This window comes from Hyphobacterium sp. (assembly GCF_965217055.1).
Taxonomy (GTDB): Bacteria; Pseudomonadota; Alphaproteobacteria; order Caulobacterales; family Maricaulaceae; genus Hyphobacterium.
Genome location: NZ_OZ244227.1, coordinates 2,137,609 through 2,151,888, shown reverse-complemented (window position 1 = coordinate 2,151,888; position 14,280 = coordinate 2,137,609). Strand labels below are relative to the sequence as shown.

General features: G+C 62.8%; 18 protein-coding genes. 15 read left to right on the top strand and 3 right to left on the bottom strand.

What is annotated here, in order from left to right; genetic code table 11:
• Positions 1-36: 36 nt before the first annotated feature.
• From ACOOFN_RS10645 to ACOOFN_RS10615, 7 genes are all read left to right on the top strand, one after another.
• On the top strand, positions 37-693 hold the full coding sequence (locus ACOOFN_RS10645; protein WP_420431265.1) for a class I SAM-dependent methyltransferase: 657 nt from the start codon (positions 37-39) through the stop codon (positions 691-693).
• A gap of 40 nt (positions 694-733) precedes the next feature.
• Entirely contained in the window at positions 734-1,168 is a 435-nt protein-coding gene (locus ACOOFN_RS10640; protein WP_420431263.1) for a MarR family winged helix-turn-helix transcriptional regulator, read from the top strand.
• Between the two features lie 70 nt (positions 1,169-1,238).
• Positions 1,239-2,018: an enoyl-CoA hydratase-related protein gene (locus tag ACOOFN_RS10635; RefSeq protein WP_420431261.1), complete on the top strand. Its 780-nt coding sequence runs from the start codon at positions 1,239-1,241 to the stop codon at positions 2,016-2,018.
• Positions 2,018-2,926: an aminotransferase class IV gene (locus ACOOFN_RS10630; protein ID WP_420431259.1), complete on the top strand. Its 909-nt coding sequence runs from the start codon at positions 2,018-2,020 to the stop codon at positions 2,924-2,926. Before ACOOFN_RS10635 ends, ACOOFN_RS10630 begins: the two co-directional genes overlap by 1 nt.
• Positions 2,923-3,657, top strand: coding sequence for an HAD family hydrolase (locus ACOOFN_RS10625; protein WP_420431257.1), 735 nt, complete (start codon positions 2,923-2,925; stop codon positions 3,655-3,657). Before ACOOFN_RS10630 ends, ACOOFN_RS10625 begins: the two co-directional genes overlap by 4 nt.
• Positions 3,658-3,781: 124 nt before the next feature.
• A complete protein-coding gene (locus tag ACOOFN_RS10620; protein ID WP_420431255.1) occupies positions 3,782-4,072 on the top strand; it encodes a GNAT family N-acetyltransferase in 291 nt (96 codons plus the stop codon).
• 23 nt (positions 4,073-4,095) lie between these two features.
• Entirely contained in the window at positions 4,096-5,487 is a 1,392-nt protein-coding gene (locus ACOOFN_RS10615) for a serine hydrolase domain-containing protein (protein ID WP_420431253.1), read from the top strand.
• Here the strand turns inward: ACOOFN_RS10615 and ACOOFN_RS10610 are convergent.
• Positions 5,484-5,876 carry a hypothetical protein gene (locus ACOOFN_RS10610; protein WP_420431251.1) on the bottom strand — a complete coding sequence of 131 codons (393 nt, stop codon included), beginning with the start codon at positions 5,874-5,876 and terminating at the stop codon, positions 5,484-5,486. The two genes, ACOOFN_RS10615 and ACOOFN_RS10610, sit on opposite strands and share 4 nt — an antisense overlap.
• Before the next feature lie 11 nt (positions 5,877-5,887).
• Here ACOOFN_RS10610 and ACOOFN_RS10605 point away from each other — a divergent pair, with 11 nt between their 5' ends.
• Positions 5,888-7,390, top strand: coding sequence for a UbiD family decarboxylase (locus ACOOFN_RS10605; protein ID WP_420431249.1), 1,503 nt, complete (start codon positions 5,888-5,890; stop codon positions 7,388-7,390).
• Positions 7,391-7,414: 24 nt separating this feature from the next.
• Here the strand turns inward: ACOOFN_RS10605 and ACOOFN_RS10600 are convergent, their stop codons facing one another.
• On the bottom strand, positions 7,415-8,089 hold the full coding sequence (locus tag ACOOFN_RS10600; RefSeq protein WP_420431247.1) for a DUF4386 domain-containing protein: 675 nt from the start codon (positions 8,087-8,089) through the stop codon (positions 7,415-7,417).
• A 79-nt stretch (positions 8,090-8,168) separates the two neighbouring features.
• Entirely contained in the window at positions 8,169-8,837 is a 669-nt protein-coding gene (locus tag ACOOFN_RS10595; RefSeq protein ID WP_420431245.1) for a hypothetical protein, read from the bottom strand.
• A 156-nt stretch (positions 8,838-8,993) separates the two neighbouring features.
• On the opposite strand from ACOOFN_RS10595, the gene ACOOFN_RS10590 reads away from it, so the two are divergent.
• The 7 genes from ACOOFN_RS10590 to ACOOFN_RS10560 all read left to right on the top strand — a co-directional run bounded on the left by ACOOFN_RS10590 (position 8,994) and on the right by ACOOFN_RS10560 (position 14,231).
• Positions 8,994-10,181, top strand: a complete 1,188-nt coding sequence (locus ACOOFN_RS10590) for a helix-turn-helix domain-containing protein (protein WP_420431243.1) — start codon at positions 8,994-8,996, stop codon at positions 10,179-10,181.
• A gap of 144 nt (positions 10,182-10,325) precedes the next feature.
• Positions 10,326-10,763, top strand: a complete 438-nt coding sequence (locus ACOOFN_RS10585; protein WP_420431241.1) for an FKBP-type peptidyl-prolyl cis-trans isomerase — start codon at positions 10,326-10,328, stop codon at positions 10,761-10,763.
• Between the two features lie 281 nt (positions 10,764-11,044).
• Positions 11,045-11,713, top strand: coding sequence for a DsbA family oxidoreductase (locus tag ACOOFN_RS10580; RefSeq protein WP_420431239.1), 669 nt, complete (start codon positions 11,045-11,047; stop codon positions 11,711-11,713).
• Positions 11,714-11,770: 57 nt separating this feature from the next.
• Positions 11,771-12,166 carry a hypothetical protein gene (locus ACOOFN_RS10575; RefSeq protein WP_420431237.1) on the top strand — a complete coding sequence of 132 codons (396 nt, stop codon included), beginning with the start codon at positions 11,771-11,773 and terminating at the stop codon, positions 12,164-12,166.
• A 9-nt stretch (positions 12,167-12,175) separates the two neighbouring features.
• Positions 12,176-12,568, top strand: coding sequence for an MAPEG family protein (locus ACOOFN_RS10570; RefSeq protein WP_420431235.1), 393 nt, complete (start codon positions 12,176-12,178; stop codon positions 12,566-12,568).
• Between the two features lie 44 nt (positions 12,569-12,612).
• Positions 12,613-13,974 carry a TldD/PmbA family protein gene (locus tag ACOOFN_RS10565; protein ID WP_420431233.1) on the top strand — a complete coding sequence of 454 codons (1,362 nt, stop codon included), beginning with the start codon at positions 12,613-12,615 and terminating at the stop codon, positions 13,972-13,974.
• Between the two features lie 14 nt (positions 13,975-13,988).
• Positions 13,989-14,231, top strand: a complete 243-nt coding sequence (locus ACOOFN_RS10560; RefSeq protein WP_420431231.1) for a DUF4170 domain-containing protein — start codon at positions 13,989-13,991, stop codon at positions 14,229-14,231.
• Positions 14,232-14,280: the final 49 nt, after the last annotated feature.

Here is a 14,280-nt window from a genome sequence, read left to right as displayed (position 1 = left end):
ACGAACGGGTCACAGGCCCGGACTGTCCATGCCGCCATGCTGAAAGACGGCGAGCTGCCTGCCGCCTTTATTCGCCGTGTCACCCGGCGGCTGTCGCCACCGCTCGTACCGGAATTGCCGCTTCATCTTGCAGACGAGTCGATTGCGCTCTGGTCGCAGACGGAAGAGGCGCTTGGCGAGGCCGGTCTTCCGCCGCCTTTCTGGGCGTTTGCCTGGGCCGGCGGCCAGGCGCTGGCGCGCTATGCGCTCGATCACGAAGATGAGTTCGCCGGCAGGTCCGTGCTTGATTTCGCCGCGGGCAGCGGCATTGCCGGTATCGCCGCGGCGCGCGCCGGTGCCGCATGCGTGACGGCGACCGAGATCGATGACTTTGCTGTCTCGGCGATTGATATGAATGCGGCACTCAATGGTGTCCGGATTGCCGCGGAAAATCGCGATATCATCGGCGAGATGGGAAGCTGGGATATCGTCCTCGCCGCCGACGTCTTTTACGAGGAGGCGCTATCGTGCCGTGTCGAGTGCTGGTTGCGCCAGCTCCATGACCGCGGCACACGGGTTCTGGTCGGCGACCCCGGCCGCTATTTCCTGCCACAGGACCGGATGACCTGTCTCGCCGAATTCACCGCTCCCTTGGTCCGCGACCTCGAGGATTCCGAGATCCGTCGTGCCCGTGTCTGGCGTTTCCGGGACTGATTTTCTTTCGGAACCGAAAGAATCGCAGCAGGCTTGGACCATGGCCAAGGTTCGCGCCGTTGACCGGCGATTATTCCTGCTGATCGAGATCGCCGCGCGGCGCCTGAACCGCGAGGCCGACCGACGCCTGAAAGCGGAAGCGGGCGTCTCCGCCTCGCAAGCCAGCGTGTTGTTCCTGTTGCATCGTCGCGGCGATCGCCGCATGGGGGCCTTGAGCAAGACGTTGTCGCTGAACCCGCCAGCGGTAACCGGCCTGGTCGACCGCATGGCAAAGGCCGGGCTGGTCACGAAAACAACCGACAAGCGCGACGCGAGAGGCGCCATGGTCGCGCTCACCCGCCGTGGCCAGCAAGCGGCCGAGCAGGCCGACATTGTCTTGAAGGCGCTGAATGCAGAACTCGAAGGCCGGCTCGGCGACGACGTGTCGGACGTACTCCACGATGCCCTCACCCGGATCGCCACCGAGGAAAGTTGACGCTGACGCGAACTGGATTTGCCGCGCCGACTTGCCTAGAGAAGTCGGAGATCAAATGCGGAGTCATGACATGAGCCAGCTTGTCTCGATCGACACGTCAGAAGGCGTTCGGACGATCCGGTGGAACCGTCCCGAGAAAAAGAACGCGCTGCTGCGTGAGATGTATACCGCAGCGGCCGAGGCCATCGAGACCGGCGAGACCGATCGCGAGGTGCGTGTCTTCGTGCTCGGCGGCACGCCGGGCCTGTTCACGGCCGGCAACGATCTGATCGATTTCATGGAAGCCCCGCCCCATATCGGCGGCTCCGGCGACATGCCCCCGGTCGAACGCTTCATGCGCGCACTCATGACGGCCAAGAAACCCATCATCGCCGAAGTCGACGGCCTGGCGATCGGTATCGGCACAACGCTCTTGATGCATTGCGACCTCGCCTATGCCTCGGACAATGCTGCCTTCAAGACCCCCTTCGTCGACCTCGCCCTGGCGCCTGAATTTGCCTCCAGCCTCTATTTTCCGGCCCGGCTGGGCCGGTCGGCCGCCTCCGATCTCCTCATGCTGGGCTCGACCTGGGATGCGGCCCGCGCTAAGGAAGCCGGCCTCATTGCCGATGTCTTCCCTTCGGCAGAGATTTCCAGCGAGGTCCGCAAGCGGGCGCTGATTCTGGCGACCAAATCACCTGGCGCGCTGCGCACGGCCAAGGCGCTCATGCAGGCACCGGAAGAGCCGGCCGAAGACCGGATGGCCCGCGAAGGCGGCTTGTTCGCGGAAATGTTGTCCTCGCCTGAATTCGCCGAAGCCGCCGCCGCCTTCATGGAACGCCGGGCGCCCGACTTCTCGAAGTTCGGCTGATGGGCAAGGGCGCGCATTCCTATCTCGATGATCCGCGCAATGCGGACGTGAAGGTCTGGATCAATGGCGCGCTCCATCCGCGCGCCGAGGCCAGGGTATCGGTGCTTGATTCCGGCTTCGTCCTTGGTGATGGCGTCTGGGAAGGCCTGCGCGTCCACAAGGGCCGGATCGCCTTTCTCGATCGCCATCTCAACCGGCTCGAAGAGGGGGCCAAGGCGCTGGACTACGATCTCGGCCTGACCCGCGAGGCCTTGACTGCAGCGCTCTACGAGACACTCGAGGCCAATGGCATGCGCGAAGGCGATGGCGTGCATATACGGCTGATGACCACGCGCGGCCTCAAGGCGACACCCTACCAGGACCCGCGCGTCACGATCTCGCCGGCCACCATCGTCATCCTGCCGGAATGGAAAACCCCTGACCCGGCCGTGGCCGAGAAGGGGCTGCGCCTGTTCACGGTCCATGTCCGCCGCGGCTATCCGGATGTGCAGGACCAGAAGCTCAACTCGCATTCCAAGATCAATTGCATCACCGCCTGCATCCAGGCCACGAAGGCAGGCGCCGATGAAGCCCTGATGCTCGATCCGCACGGCTTTGTCGCCACCTGCAATTCGACCCATTTCTTCATCGTGCGGAAGGGCGAGGTCTGGACCTCGACCGGAGATTATTGCCTTGGCGGTGTGACCCGCGGCATCATCATCGAATTGTGCCGCGACGCCGGAATCCCGGTCTTCGAGAAGAACTTCACGCTGACACAGGTCTATTCCGCCGACGAAGCCTTCACCACGGGCACATTCGCCGGCCTCGTGCCGGTAATCGAAGTGGATGGCCGCGAAATCAGCACGGCGCGCGGCCCGATGGTCGAACGATTGCAGCAGCTCTACGCGGAGAAGATCGCGGCGGCATGACGGAAACCATCCGCATCTGCCTGTGGTCAGGACCGCGCAACATCTCGACCGCGACGATGCGATCGTTTGAGAACCGCGCCGATTGCGAGGTCTGGGACGAACCCTTCTACGGGCCCTATCTCGTCGAGACCGGGCTCGATCACCCCGGCCGCGATCACATCCTCGACGCGGTTCCGCTTGACGCGGATGAGATTGCCCGGCGTTGCGCCGGTGACGCACCGGGCGGCGCGCCGCTCTACTTCCAGAAACACATGTGCCAGCACATGCTGGACGATATTCCGCGCGACTGGATGGCGGTCTGCCGCCATGTCTTCCTGATCCGCGATCCGGCCGAGGTCGCCGCCAGTTTCGCCGCCACCACCGGCAGCGTCACGCCGGACGACATCGGCGCCGCGCGCCAGTCAGAGCTTCACGAATATGCCAGCCAGCTGACCGGTCGCGCCTGGCCGGTCATCGAGTGCCGCGACGTACTCGAAAACCCTGACGGCATGCTCGCCGCGCTGTGCCGCGAGATCGAAATACCGTTCAGCCAGTCCATGTTGTCCTGGCCGGCAGGTGCGCGCGACAGTGACGGCGTCTGGGCGCCCTGGTGGTATGCGCGTGTAGTCGCCTCGACCCGGTTCGAGCCACCGCAGGACAGCCCGCACGAGCTTCCGGAATCGGCGCGCAGCACCGTCGGCGCCTGCCAGCCGCATTATGAAAAACTGCGCGACCGCAAGCTGACGCTGTGAGCGCCATGGCAATTTGCCGGAGCGTGCCGCGCTGAGGGTTGGCATTGCCATGATCCGGCAGCAGGGGTGAGATAAGCGCTGCATTATCCACCCAGGCACATCACGACCGTGTGAGAGGGACCCGATGACCCATAACGATGTGCGGCATGAGACCGGCGACACGCGCGGACGCTTCGTCATCGATCTCGGCGACGGATCGGAAGCCGAGCTGACCTATTCGAAAGCCGGAACGAGCCGCTGGATCGCCGACCATACCGGCGTGCCGAAAGCCCATGAAGGCCAGGGCCTGGGCAGCCAACTCGTCAAGGCGCTGATCGCGGCGGCCAAAGCCGAGGGCGTGAAGATCGTGCCGCTCTGCCCCTACATAAAGGCCTGGGCGAAAAAGCATCCCGAAGAATCGGCGATCTTCGACTAGAATACGGCAAACCGGGGGAAACCATGACCATCTTGCGTTGGATTGGCGTTATCATCGCCGTGATCATTATCGGCGGCCTCGTCTGGCTGAACACATCCCCCATCGGCCGCATTTACCTGCCTGCCGCGACCGGCATCACCGCCAAGCAGGTCTGTTCGCTGACATTCGTCTCCGGGCTGGAACCGGACCGGGCCCGCGCGCTCTATGTCGACCCGTTGCTCGGCGGGGCGGCTGGTCTGGTCAGCGCGCGGGTGGATCGCGCGGACACATCGGTTCATTCGCGTGTTCTTGGCCTCTGGCACCAGGAGGCGGTCTTCCGCGAAGGTCATGGTTGCACGCTCAATCACGGCCGCATCGACAGCTTCGATCCCGCGCTCACTGCACCGCCCCAGCCGGCGTTCGAACCCTTCGAGCTCGATACCACCCATCGCGATGCGAATTTCGATACCACGGCCTTGCAGGCCGCCGTGGACGATGCCTTCGATCCGGCCGACGCCGATCCCAATCGCAATACGCTGGCCGTCGCGGTCTTCCACCAGGGCCGCCTCGTTGCCGAGCGCTATGCGCCGGGCGTCACCCGCGACAGCCGGCTGCATGGCTGGTCGATGACCAAGTCGATGATCGCCACCCTCGCCGGGGTGATGGTCGAGGACGGCGAGATCGAGCTCTATGCACCGGACCAGATCGATGCGCTAAGCGAATGGCGGCCTGAACTGTCCGATATCACGCTGGATAACCTCCTGCGCATGTCCTACGGCCTCGCCGCGGCCGAGCTGAACAATGGCTTCGACCCGAACACCGATATGCTGATGACGGAATCGGACATGCCGCGCTTTGCCGCCACGCGCGAACAGCTCCACGAGCCCGGCGCGCACTGGCAATACATGTCCGCCAACACCATCCTCGCCACACACGCGCTGCAGACACGGCTCGGCGACACGCTCAACGCGCAGACCCAGGCCCTGCGCGACCGTCTCTTCCATCCGCTGGGCATCTATTCCGCCGTGCTGGAGCCGGACGAAAGCGGTACCTGGCAGGGCTCGTCCTACCTCTACATGACGCCGCATGACTGGGCGCGGCTGGGCATGCTCTATCTCGATGACGGCATGGCCAACGGCGAACGCCTGATCCCCGCCGACTGGTATGAGTATATTTCGACGCCTACGCCCGGCTCGGGCGGAGAATATGGCGCCGGATTCTGGCTGCCGCTCGCGGCCGCGGGCTTGCCAGAGAACGCCGTGATGATGAGCGGTTTTCAGGGCCAGTGGGGATATATCATGCCCGATCAGGAATTGATGGTGGTCCGCTTTGGCGCAACCAACCGGACCAATTCGCGCTCCGGCTCCCTGGCCGCCGGCGTGCTGGAAGCGTTACAACCCGCGCCCGCGGAAACAACCGGCCCGGAAGGCGACTAGCCATCCCCGCGCGGCGTCTGCCAGCCATTCGTATCGGTTTCGCGCAGGATCCAGTCGAACGGTCCGGGCACGACGCTATCCGCCTTGCGCATCCAGTCATCCAGCGCCTTGTGCCTTGCGCGCTGGTGCTGGAGGTGTTTCCGCGCCGACCGCGAGTTCGCCATGATCAGGGCGAGGCCGATCGCCGTCAGCACGATGCCGAAGGGCAGCGGTGACAGGGTCAGGGGCAAGCCGATCAGGACCAGGATCCATCCCAGCAATTGGTAGAGCAGCGACATGCGGCCATCCTTCCGTCGAGAAAACGGCAGGCGATAGGCTTCGGTTCCATTCGCCGCAGGCGCGATGCTGGACAATCGGGCGCAGAACCGCAGATTGTCGGCAACAGACAAGGGTGCCGCCGATGGCCTACAAATCGCTGCGCGACTTCATCGACAGGCTGGAGGCCGCGGGCGATCTCAAGCGGATCACGGCCCCGGTCTCGACCGACCTGGAAATCACCGAGATCCATCGCCGTGTGCTCGAGGCCGGCGGACCGGCCCTCCTGTTCGAAAATGTGATCAACGAACACGGCGAGCGATCGGACATGCCGATGCTCGTCAATCTGTTCGGCACGGTCAAACGCGTCGCCAATGCCGTGACGCTGGGCGGAGAGCCCCGGTCGACCTCCGCCGAGCTGCGCGAGGTCGGCGAGCTGCTCGCCTTCCTGCGCCAGCCCGAACCGCCGCGCGGCGTCAAGGACGCGCTCTCCATGCTGCCGCTCGCCAAAACGGTGATGAGCATGCGGCCGAAAACCGTCCGCAAGGCGCCCTGCCAGGAGGTGGTGCTGACCGGCGATGACATCGATCTCGACAAGCTGCCGATCCAGACCTGCTGGCCCGGCGAACCGGCGCCGCTCATCACCTGGCCGCTGGTCGTCACCAAGGGACCGTCGGACTCGAAGGAAGACGATTTCAATCTCGGCATCTACCGCATGCAGAAGCTGGGCAGGGACGCAACCCTGATGCGCTGGCTCAAGCATCGCGGCGGGGCCCAGCAATACCAGCGCTGGAAAGACAAGAAGCCCGAACCCCTGCCCGCCGCCGCCGTGCTCGGCGCCGATCCGGGCACCATTCTCGCCGCGGTCACGCCGTTGCCGGACACGCTGTCAGAATACCAGTTCGCCGGCCTCCTGCGCGGGGCCAAGGCCGAGCTAGTCGACTGCAAGACGGTGCCCTTGAAAGTGCCTGCCGAGGCCGAGATCGTCCTCGAGGGCCATGTCATGCTCGACGAGTATGGCGATGAAGGCCCCTATGGCGACCACACCGGCTATTACAATTCCGTCGAGCCTTTCCCGGTGTTCAAGATCAGCGCCATCACCATGCGCGAAAAACCGATCTATCTCTCGACCTATACCGGCCGGCCGCCGGACGAACCGAGCGTACTCGGCGAAGCGCTGAACGAGGTCTTCATCCCCTTGTTCCAGCAGCAGTTTCCCGAGGTCGTGGATTTCTGGCTGCCGCCGGAGGGCTGTTCCTACCGCATCGCCGTGGTGTCGATGAAGAAGGCCTATGCCGGCCATGCCAAGCGGGTGATGCTCGGCGTCTGGTCCTATCTGCGCCAGTTCATGTACACGAAATGGGTGATTGTCGTGGACGACGATATCGATGCGCGCGACTGGAAGGACGTGATGTGGGCGGTCTCCACCCGCATGGACCCGGCGCGCGATTGCACGATCATCGAGAACACGCCGATCGACTATCTCGACTTCGCCTCACCGGTCTCGGGCCTCGGCTCCAAGATCGGCCTGGACGCCACCAACAAATTGCCCGGCGAAACGAATAGGGAGTGGGGAGACAAGCTCGACATGGACGAAGCGACGAAAAAGCGCGTGGACGAGATGTGGGAGGAATTGGGGCTCGGCTGAGCCCCAATAGCCTTGGGCATACCCCTAACGCGCTTCCGCCTCCTTGAGCGGTTTCAGCCATATCAGGGCCATCCCCACCACGAAAAACCAGGCAATAAATCCGAGCCCGAACACCATCGTGGCCGCGGATAGTGCCGGGATCGTCGAGATAATCCCGGCGCCGCCGACGAGCACGCCCAACAAATTGACGCCGAGCGGCAGGGCCTTGGTCTTGAGACCTGCGAGGCTCAACAGGAAAATCCACATGCCCCCGGTGATTTCATTGCCGCCGCCCAGGCCCGAACTTACCACCATGACCGAGCGCCACAGCGTCGCCGCGGCGTCCATATCCTCGGCCGAAAGCCGGACAATCTGCGCAATCCCGATATTGGTCAGCATGCCGGTGGCCAGGATGAGCCCCGCCCAGATCAGCCCGAAGGCCGACGCCGTCTGGCCCAGCGCCCCGCTGGCCGCCAGCCGCCGGTGCAGTCCGATGACGATCAGCACCATGAGGATGGCGTTGAGGACATAGATGATCTGGTTCCAGACAATCATCAGGTCCATGTTCTCGGCGAGGAATTGGACGTGCTGTTCGACGGGAATTGAAGGGCTGCCATATTGCGCCGGCCCGATGATCGAGAAATAGACCCAGAACCCGATCACATAGGTTGCGCCCGCGCCGATCGCCGCGAGACCGCATGTTTTCTGAAAACTCATCATGTTTGCCTTTCCTGAATGCACGGCAGCGCCATCTTCGCGGGCAGCCGCCTGTGTTTGATTGTCCTGTTTTTGCCGGACCTCACCCTGGCGCAGCGCGACGGAAGCGGGTCCGCACCGCATAGACGATTGTCCAGCTGGCCACCGCCAGAACCGGAAGGGTGAGGAAAAAGGGCGCGCGCAATATTTCCGGCAACACATGATTATTGCCGAAAAAGAAGATGCCTGTCGCAAGGAAGAAGGAGAATCCCATCCGCCAGAGATGCCGAGTCAGTCGCGCCCGATGATTGGGAGCAGGCATGCGGGCGTAAAGGACATCCAGCCCGCAAAGAACCGCGCTCACGAACGCCAGAAAGTAGAAGGCTTCAGGGGGCAGATCGTCGAGAACGCCGCCCGGGCTTGCGCCAGCCATCATGCCACCAGCCGCCGCCCCCAGCACGACAAGGCCGGAGGCGAGCGGCGCCATGCGGCTGATCCAGCGGCAAGGTACGGAATGATGTCCGGCCGCCGCCCATCCGGTGATCAGCGCATGAAAGCTGATCGCGGACAGAAAGACGGTGAACAAAATTTCCCGCGCCAGGCTGAGCCACAACCCGCTGAGCGCCAGCAATCCCATGCAGACCACAAACAGCGTGCCCGCTTTCCGGTGCACGCCTTCGCCCTTGCGCGAGGCAAAGGCGGTAAAGCCGGCAATAATCGCGCCGCACCCGATCCAGAAGTGAAGATCGCCCAGTAAGTCCGGTTCAGTCATTTGTCGTCCGCTCGGAAAGCCAGTTGGTGGTCGGGCTTCTGTCGCCCGCCAGCCTCTCTTCGGCATCTCGCCTCTGCCTGTCGTCCGCGCGGGACGGCGCGGACACAATCGCCTGCAAAGATTGATCAGCCTGCCGCTCTCGCCTAGACCACGCTGATGCAAGCAGACGGCGTATTCCTGCTTTCGGCACTGGTGACCGGGATTGCACTGGCCGGAGCATGGGCGGGCGCCTTGAACGGTGCGCGCAATGATCACGGCAGGTCGAGCCGGAGACACTTGCTGTCCGTTTTCGGACTGATGACCGGCTTGTGCGCTCTGCCGCTGGCAACCGCCCTGCAGCCGGCAATCTACGAATTCTACCTGCCGGCGCTTCTGCCGCTCATGTTCAGCTTGCCGGTCGCCGTTTATCGCTATGCGGAAAGCCGGTTGGGCGCCACTGCCGGCCGGCGGAACTGGCGGCGGGATGCCGTGCTGCCGCTGGCCGGTCTGGGCGTCATGCTGGGCTATTGGATGCTTCCATCACCGGCCCGCCGCGAACTGTTCGTGACCGGTGAACTTCCCGGAGGCATCGCACCGGCTGTCTTGACCCTGATGACCTTCGTGCTGGTCTTTGTATGGATCATCACATCCATCGCGTATCTGATCGCCACCTTGCGAAAGGTTTCTCGCTACCGCGCAAATCTCAAATCTCTCTACTCGAACACTGAACGCTTTGAATTGCGCTGGATCGATGGATTTCTGATCCTGCTGGTCGGCCTGTGGGCGGCCGCCGCCCTTTCTCTTCTGAGCGACAATCTGGGCATTGGTTTCCTGACGCCGGACAGTCTCGTATTTGCCCTCGCAGGTGGCGTTTTGTTGACGCTCATCGCATTTGCCAATGGCCCTGTGGCGCCTGATGCGCGGGTTACGCAGCCCTTGTCATCCGACAACGCGGCTACGGAAAAATATACGCGGTCCGCCCTGTCTGCAGAGCGCGCGAAAAAGATCGCCGAACGCATTCTCAAGGCCATGAGCGCCGAAAAACTCTACCTTGATCCCGGCCTGTCCCTGCAGAAACTGGCTCGCCATGTCACGACGCCGCCGAACCTGGTTTCACAAACGCTGAACGAACAGATTGGCATGACGTTTTTCGACTTTGTCGCTCGATGGCGCGTTGAAGACGCGAAGTCGCGGATCCTGCAAGGGGACCAGTCTGTCCTGACGATTGCGCTCGACGTCGGCTTCAATTCGCGCTCGACCTTCTACAAGGCCTTCAAGCGCGAGACGGGGCAAACACCGAGGGAGTTTCGCAGCGCGTCGGGCGGGGCCGGGTCGATGCCGTCATCGCAAGGCGTCGGCAAGTGAAACAAAACAAACCCGGTCTGATTTGACTTTCGCCCCTCGTCTTGCGACCCATGCAGCTCACAGCCGCAAACGCGCGACTGCCGCGCCCGGGCGATACGGCGCCCGATTATTTCACCCGTTTCTCACCCTCGACAGGATCATGCCATGCCAACCGCCAAGAAGGGCGATACCGTCCTTATCAGCTACACCGTCCGGACATCTGACGGCCGCGTCGTCGGGCGCACTGAAGACGATGACCCGATCTCGCTGACGCTCGGCAATGCCGAGATTTTCCCGGAAGTCGAGGCCGCGCTCGACGGGCTGGAAGTCGGCAAGGAAAGCTCCGCCGTGGTGTCGTCCGACAACGCATTCGGCCCGCGCCGCGAGGAAATGGTCATCGACATTCCGCGCGCCCAATTGCCAGACGGCCAGGCGCCCGAGCCGGGCATGACGCTGGGTGCCCAGCAACAGGACGGGTCGACCGTTCAGCTCACCATCACCCAGGTCAGCGACGAGACGATCACGGCCGATGGCAATCATCCGCTGGCCGGCGAGGATCTGCATTTCGGCCTGAAACTGGTCGAGATCAAACTGGCGGCATAAGCTCTGGCAACGCAGTGGATATAGTTTTGACGGACGCGGTCACGGGTTTGAAACCGGTCGAGGCAGCAGCATTGCATGCCGCCCCCGTATTCAACTGTCCGCGCTGTCAGTCTTGCATCTAAAATGACGTCAGGCGTCGCATCCGCGCACCGCACGGGTGACGATCGAAACACGTTCCTCCTGTGTCCGGCGAACCGGTCGTCAGGGTCGAAACAATCGCGATTGTAGTAGTAGTAGTAGTAGTTGTAGATGCCGACCGGTTTTTTGAAAGATTATGAGACATGGCCGCACGCAAACCCGTCCGAATTGATCTTGTCGCCGACTTCGTCTGCCCCTGGTGCTGGCTCGGCTGGCGCAACTGGCTGGCCGCCAGGAAAATGGCGCCGGACATCAAGACAGAGGTGACCTGGCGCCCGCACGAGCTGGATCCGACACTGCCGGAAGAAGGCGCGCCCTACCGCGACTACATGAAGGCGAAGTTTTCCGGCGACAATGCCGAGCGGTGGAAGGCGATGCGCACGCATCTCGAAGCCGCGGCACCCGGTGCAGGAATCGATTTTCGTTTCGACCGCATCGAGACACGGCCGTCCACACTCAATGCACACCGCCTGATCCGCTGGGCGCGCGGTCAGAGCGAGAAAAAAGCCAACGCCGTCGCCGAAGGCTTGTTTGCCGCATTCTTCCGCGACGGGCGCGATATCGGTCAGACGGATGTTTTGACAGAGATCGCTGGCGAGGCCGGACTCGATCCCGCCATTGTCACTGATCTGCTTGCAACCGACCGCGACAAGACCGAAGTGCGCGAGGAAGCGATTTTCTACCACCAGCTCGGCGTCACCGGGGTTCCGACCTTCATTTTCGAAGGCCAGTTTGCAGTTCCGGGCGCGGCCGATCCCGAAGTTCTGGCCAATGCGCTGAGTGAAGCAAGGGGCCTGCCGGAACGTGATTAGGCTTTACCTCGGGGAATTCGGAGGGCCATACTCCACCCAACCTGACAGGAGGCGCCCGTGAAACGACTATCACCACTCGCATTGCTGGCCGCCCTCATTCTGGCGGCGTGCAACAACAACGCGCCAGGTGATGGTGACGCTGTTCCTCCGGATGGCGGCAGTGATTCAGCCGGCGGCGGCGATGCTGTCGAGACCAGCGGCACGCCGGATGACGATTTCGCGGCGGCCTGTCTCAACGCCACCAATAATTCGCCCGCCCTGTGCGAATGCATGGCCGAGAGGGCAGAGGATGGCCTGACCGGCGATGCCCGCGAATTCCTCATCGCATCCATGAATGACGAGAACGAGCGGGTGATGTCGATGCGGGGCGAATTGAGCGTCGAGGAAATGTCGGTCGCCGGCATGTTTCTGGTCAATGCCTCGGTCGAATGCGCGCGCGAAGGCCGCCAATAAGGATTTGTCATGACTGCACTCCAAGCCGTGGCGCTTTACGCTGCCATCAATCTTCTGCTGCTCGCCCTCCTCTCCGTGCCGGTAGGATTGAACCGGAACAAGAAGAAGATCAGTTTGGGCGACGGCAATGATATCGAGATGACGGCCCTGATCCGGGGCCACGGAAACGCTGCGGAATGGATCCCCGGAGCCCTTGTCGGCCTCTTCCTGCTGGCTTCGCTGGGCTACGGCACACTGGTCATCCATGTGATCGGACTGGCCTTCACGCTCGGCCGCGGCGCCCATGCCTATGCCTTCATCAGCCGGCAAACGACCGGCCCGGGTCGCTTATTTGGCGCCGCCCTCACCTTGCTCGTTTACTTCGCAATCGCCGCCCTGCTGCTGTGGAGGGCGCTGACCTGAACGAATGATTGCCCCGGGCAGGCCGGGCAGGCTAGGTGAAGGGCATGAGTGTACCTTCCAAACCTATCGATACCGATGCCCTGCTGACCATTGCCGACGATCTCGTCGCGCGGGCGCGCAAGCTCGGCGCCGAGCACGCAGAAGCGGCTGTTATCCAATCTCGGTCGACTGAAGTTGCAGTGCGCGATGGCGCGCTTGAAGCTGTTGAAGGGTCGGAAAGCCGGGATGCCGGATTGCGGGTCTTTTTCGGCAAGCGGCAAGCCGGCGTCAGTTTTTCCGACCTCTCCCGCACCGGCATGGATCAGGCCGTCGAACGCGCGATCGCCATGGCAAAGGCGGCTCCCGAAGACCCCTGGTGCGGCTTGGTCGAACCGGACCGTCTGGCACGCGGACTGCCCGATATCACGCTGTATGAACAGCCTCGCTGGAGCACCGAAGAGCTGGCAGACATCGCGCGAGAAGTCGAAACCGCAGCGCGTGACATTGATGGCGTTTCCATGACCGAGACGGCTTTCGCCAGCAATGGCGAGACTGCTTCGGCCAGCATTGCCACCAATGGCGTGTCTTATACTGCGCGACGCTCCAGCCACGGCTATGGCGTTAGCGTAATCGCGGCACGAGAAGGCGGCATGGAGCGCGATTACTCGGTGACCAGCGCCCGCCGCCAGGCCGACCTTCGAGACAGGCGCGAAATTGGCAGAGAAGCGGGGGAACGGACTGTTGCCCGTCTCGGAGCTAAACAAATGCCGTCCGGTATTCGCCCTGTCGTTTTCGACCGGCGTGTCTCCGCGCGTTTGCTGGGTGCGCTCGAAGGCGCCATTTCCGGCCCCTCGATTGCGCGCGGCACGTCGTTTCTTCGCGATCGGCTTGGCGAACCGGTTTTCGCCGAGAACATCAACATCATTGACGATCCGCACCGCGACTGGGGCCTCGGCTCGCGGCCTGTCGACGGCGAAGGTGTCGCAAATGAAAAGCGTCACATCATCGAAAACGGTGTGCTGACAGTTTGGCTCTTGAACGCGCCATCGGCGCGCCAGCTCGGACTCCAAACCAACGGTTATGCCACGCGCTCGCTCGGCGGTTCACCAGGGGTTTCGGCCACCAATCTGCACGTCGAGGCGGGGTCACAATCTCCTAACGACATGATTGCCGACATTTCCGATGGACTTCTCGTCACCGAGATGTTCAGCCCATCGCTTAATCCCAATACAGGCGACTGGTCGGTCGGCGTGTCCGGATTCGCCATCAGCCAGGGCCAGGTCGCTGAGCCTGTCAGCGAGATTACGGTCGCCGGGAATCTGGTAGACATATTCAAGCGACTTGAACCCGCGGACGATCTCGTATTCTGGTCTTCCGTGAATGCCCCCAGCTTGCGGGTCGACTCCCTGTCGATCGGCGGCGCCTGACAGAGGACGTTGTCATGAGCGACACCCAACTCCTTCACATCGTAATTGGTGGAGAACTGACCGACCTCGGTCCGGACGCGACCGAGTTCAAGGATCTCGACGCGATCGATTTCATCGGCGCTTATCCAAGCTATGCCGAAGCCCGCACGGCCTGGAAATCGGCAGCGCAGCGCACTGTCGACAACGCGCATATGCGCTATTTCATCATTCACGCACACAGGCTGCTCGATCCCTCAACTGACGGGCACGACCATTAGCCAGCCCTTGACGACATCCGGTGCTAAACGGCCCACGTCCAGCGGCGCT